Consider the following 3,860-nt stretch of genomic DNA (forward strand, 5'->3'; position numbering starts at 1 on the left):
GCCATGACCGGCGAACCGACGACCGTCCCGACCTATGTCTATGTCACCTACATCCGCGCGAGCGCCGAGCAGGTGTGGCGCGCCCTGACCGACGCGGACCTGACGGCGCGGTACTGGGGGCACGAGAACATCTCCGACTGGCGGCCGGGCTCGCCCTGGGAGCACCGGCGCTCCGACGGGTCAGGGGTGGTCGACGGCGTCGGCCGGGTGCTGGTGGCCGAACCGCCGACCCGCCTGGCCATCACCTTCGAGGACTCCCCCGGCGTCGAGCCGCCCAGGGAAGCGTCGGTCGTCACCTTCCTCGTCGAGCCGCACCACGACATCGTCCGGCTCACCGTGACCCACGAGAACCTTCCCAACGAGGAGATGCTCAACGGCATCTCGCAGGGGTGGCCGGCCGTCGTGGCCAACCTCAAGTCGCTGCTGGAGACCGGCGACGTCCTCCCGCAGGTGCCGTGGGAGATGGCCGGTACGCAGGCCTGACGAGAAGGAAGACATCATGGACACCGCTCCGCTGCGGGACGCCTACCGTGCTCTGCTCGACGCCGCCGCCGCGGCCGACTCCGATGCCGTCCCGCCGCCGGGCGAATGGAACCTGGAGCAGATCCTGGCGCACGTCAGCATCGTCAGCGCCGTCACGATCAGCGCCGTCTCCGCCGTCGCCTCGGCCGCGATCGCGACCTACGACAACCGCATGGCCCAGGAGGCCTGGACCATCGAGCGCGTCGTCGCGCAGGCCGGCGGCGGCGCGGGGCTCCGGGACCGCATCGCGTCCCAGGCGGACGCTCTCTGCGCGCTCGGGCCCATGCTCGACGACGCGGAACTCGACACCCTGGTGCCCACCCGGCTCGTGTCCAACGGCGACCTCCTGGTCGACCAGCCCGTGCCCCTGCGCGCCCTCCTCGGCGGTCTCGCGGAGACGGAGCTGCCCGGACACACCCGGCAGATCCTTGCCCTGGAGGCGTGACTACGGCGCCGTGCCGGCGCGGGCGTGGATGCCGAGGACGTGGGCGAACAGGGCGGGAGCCCGGGAGCCGCCCACCGTGTCCGGGAGGACGTCGGGGGTCAGCGTCCATTCCGCGCCCACCCACGAGTCGCCGATGGAGCCCTCGCTGGAGGGCAGGTCGTTGCAGGACTGCCGGACGCGCATGGTGCGCACCGACTCCGCCGCGGGCGTGTCGGTCTCGACCAGGAGCACCGGGACCCCGACCAGGGGGCCGTCCTCGACCAGGCGCAGGAGGTGGTGGGCCTCCTCGCCGTCGAGCGCGGCGCCGGCGTCCATGACGACGACCATGCGCAGCGGCGGTCCCGCGGCCGGACCGTCGTCGCCGCCGATGCGGCGCAGGTCGACCAGGTCGAGGAGGCGGCGGAGGCGTTCGGCGGCCGCCGGGCCCGTCGCCACGCCGCCGCCGAGCAGGCGGGCCGTGGTGGACGGATCGAACCCGTGCAGCCAGCCGGCGCCCGACAGGCCCGCGGCGTCGATCACCTCAAGGCCGGCGAGCCCGGGCGGGACGGCCGCCAGGAACCGCGTCACCAGCGACCACGCGTAGGCGGCCGAGTCGCCCGGCATGGTCCCCCGCGAGATCCACACGGCGCGCCGCAGCGGCAGCCGGAGGATGAGCGGCACCTGCAGGGCGGGCAGCTCGGCGGTCGACAGGCGGCCGAGCAGCATGCCCTCGGCCAGGTCGGCGCGGGGCTGCCAGGTGAGCCACGCCGGCGCGTCGAAGGGCGCGGCCTCCGGGGTGACCTGCGGCTCCACCCGGGCCAGTTCCTCGCGGAGCTGCGCCGCGTCGGCGCGGAGCCGCTGGTCGGCCGCCTCCATGAGCCGCTGGAAGCCGCCCGGCGGCTTGCGCCCCGCGATCTCCTCGTTGCGCAGGACGAGCGCGTGCTCGGTGGAGGAGTGGAACGCCGCCAGGGACCGGCTGGCGTCCTCCCAGACGAGCCAGCACCGCTCGACGTAGCCGACCTCCGACGCCGGAGGCGGGGCCGGCGGTCGCGAATCCGCGGGCGGCGGGCTCGCGGGCGGCGGGACCGAGGGTGAGGGGGCAGGCGGGGGCGGGCCCACGGCGGGGGCCGGTTCGGGCTCGCCCGGGTCGTCCACCTCGATGCCGTGCGCTTCGAGTAGCTCGGCCAGGCCTCCGGCGTAGCCCTGGCCGACGGCCCGGACCTTCCAGCGGCCGTCACGGCGGTAGAGCTCCAGCCCGATGATGGCCCTCTCCGGGCCCAGACCCGGGACGGTGAACTCGACGAGCGGGTCACCCGTCGAGGAGGTCAGGGCGAGCCGGGGCGGCGGCATCGTGCCGAAGGTCGTCGCGCCGGTCAGGCTGACCGCGATCAGCACCGCCGCGGCATCGGCGGGGACCGCGTCCAGGTCGACCTCGACGCGCTGGCGGCCGTCGCCGGACCAGCGCACGCCGGGCGCCTCGGGCGCGTTGTAGAACACCAGGTCGGCGTCGGAGCGCGCCCGCAGGCCGGGACCCACGAGCAGGGCGCTCACGTCGACGGGGACGGCGCAGGACGCGGTGGCGGTCACGCGCCGGGCGGACAGCGGTGCGTTGGCGCCGGGCGACAATTCGGCCATGGGCGGTCAGGCGAGACCGGTGATCGTGGGCAGCATGTCCTGGAAGGTGCGGCCGTGGCAGGGCTCGCCGATCGCGTTCATCTTCCAGGTCTCGCCGTGCCGGTAGAGGCGGGCCATCACCATGGCGGTGTGGGCGCCGCCGCCGGTCAGCGTGTAGCGGGCCAGCTCGCCGCCGTCGATCTCGTTGACGAGGCGGCAGAAGGCGTTCTCCACCTCGTTGAACGTCTGCCCGTTGAAGGAGCTGACGGTGAACACCAGCGAGGTCACGTGCACGGGCAGCCGGGCCAGGTCGACGATGACGGACTCGTCGTCGCCGTCGCCCGCCCCGGTGAGGTTGTCGCCGGTGTGCCGGACCGAGCCGTCGTCGCTGACCAGCTTGCCGAAGTAGACGACGTCGGCGAGGTTCCCGTCGGCGAAGAGCACGCAGGAGGCGTCGAGGTCGATCTCCCGTTCCCGGGAGCCGAAGAAGCCCTTCTTCTTCACCGCGTCCCAGCCGAGTCCCATCCGGACCATGCTGAGCGCACCGCCGGGCTTCTCCAGCGATATCCGCTGGCCCTTCACCATTGAGACGGTCACGGCCGTCGCCTCCTCGCTGTTTCCGAAGGCACCCCGAACATGGTGCGGGCACAGCCTTTCAGCCGATCCGCTCCTTGTCATCCGGTTCACGACTCAGGTGTCGCAGGCGATGCCGTCACCGTCACGGTCCAGGTCGTAGATGTCGCTGCCCACCACGCGGACGGGGCCCGCCACGTAGCCGGGGCCGTCGCCGCTGCCGCCCGCGCAGTCGACGTCACCGGCGATCGGCACGCACGCGCCGGTGTAGTTGGGGTCGCACCGCCGTGCCCGCTTCGTGCCCACGGCGATGACGCGGGTGACCGCGCGCCTGGTGACCACCGCGCGGATCAGTTTCCGATCCGTCTCCACGCCATTGGCGACGGTGACCTCATAGGTGAGGGTCCTGAGTCCGGCGGCCCCGCGAGTGCGCACCTTGGTCGCGCCTTTGGCGAGGGACGCGTCGTTCACCTTTCTCGTCCTGAACGGGATCTTCCGCGTTTCCGTGACCGTGCGTTTCACCGCCGCCGGAGTGGTCGGAGAGCTCGCGCTCGCACCGGTGGACGGGGACGTGTTCGCCGCGGCTTTCGACGGACCCGCCTCGACCGGGGCCTTTTCCGTCCCGCAGGCGCCGAGCGGCACGAGCGCGGCGGACGCCAGCACAACAAGAATGGCGCGCCTCATGAATTCCCCCCATATATAGGAGGAAATCGTCCGCCCGGCCGTT

5 protein-coding genes are annotated in these 3,860 nt (G+C 73.1%); 2 read left to right on the top strand and 3 right to left on the bottom strand.

The annotated features are described in order from the left end of the window. Together AB0C69_RS39430 and AB0C69_RS39435 are read left to right on the top strand one after the other, a co-directional pair. Nucleotides 1-483 (top strand): SRPBCC family protein (locus AB0C69_RS39430; protein WP_360361345.1); only part of this gene is annotated, 483 nt, incomplete at its 5' end. 16 nt (nt 484-499) lie between these two features. Further along, the gene (locus AB0C69_RS39435) at nt 500-967 is read left to right on the top strand and encodes a DinB family protein (protein WP_360361348.1); all 468 of its coding nucleotides are present in this window, start codon (nt 500-502) and stop codon (nt 965-967) included. Here the strand turns inward: AB0C69_RS39435 and AB0C69_RS39440 are convergent, their stop codons facing one another. The 3 genes from AB0C69_RS39440 to AB0C69_RS39450 all read right to left on the bottom strand — a co-directional run. Then, nucleotides 968-2,581, bottom strand: a complete 1,614-nt coding sequence (locus AB0C69_RS39440; RefSeq protein WP_360361351.1) for a TerD family protein — start codon at nt 2,579-2,581, stop codon at nt 968-970. A 6-nt stretch (nt 2,582-2,587) separates the two neighbouring features. After that, nucleotides 2,588-3,157, bottom strand: coding sequence for a TerD family protein (locus AB0C69_RS39445; protein ID WP_345180622.1), 570 nt, complete (start codon nt 3,155-3,157; stop codon nt 2,588-2,590). 93 nt (nt 3,158-3,250) lie between these two features. Further along, the coding region (locus AB0C69_RS39450) for a G5 domain-containing protein (protein ID WP_360361355.1) at nt 3,251-3,860 on the bottom strand (610 nt) is incomplete at its 5' end.

The organism is Actinomadura sp. NPDC048032, from assembly GCF_040653175.1.
GTDB lineage: Bacteria > Actinomycetota > Actinomycetes > Streptosporangiales > Streptosporangiaceae > Spirillospora > Spirillospora verrucosospora.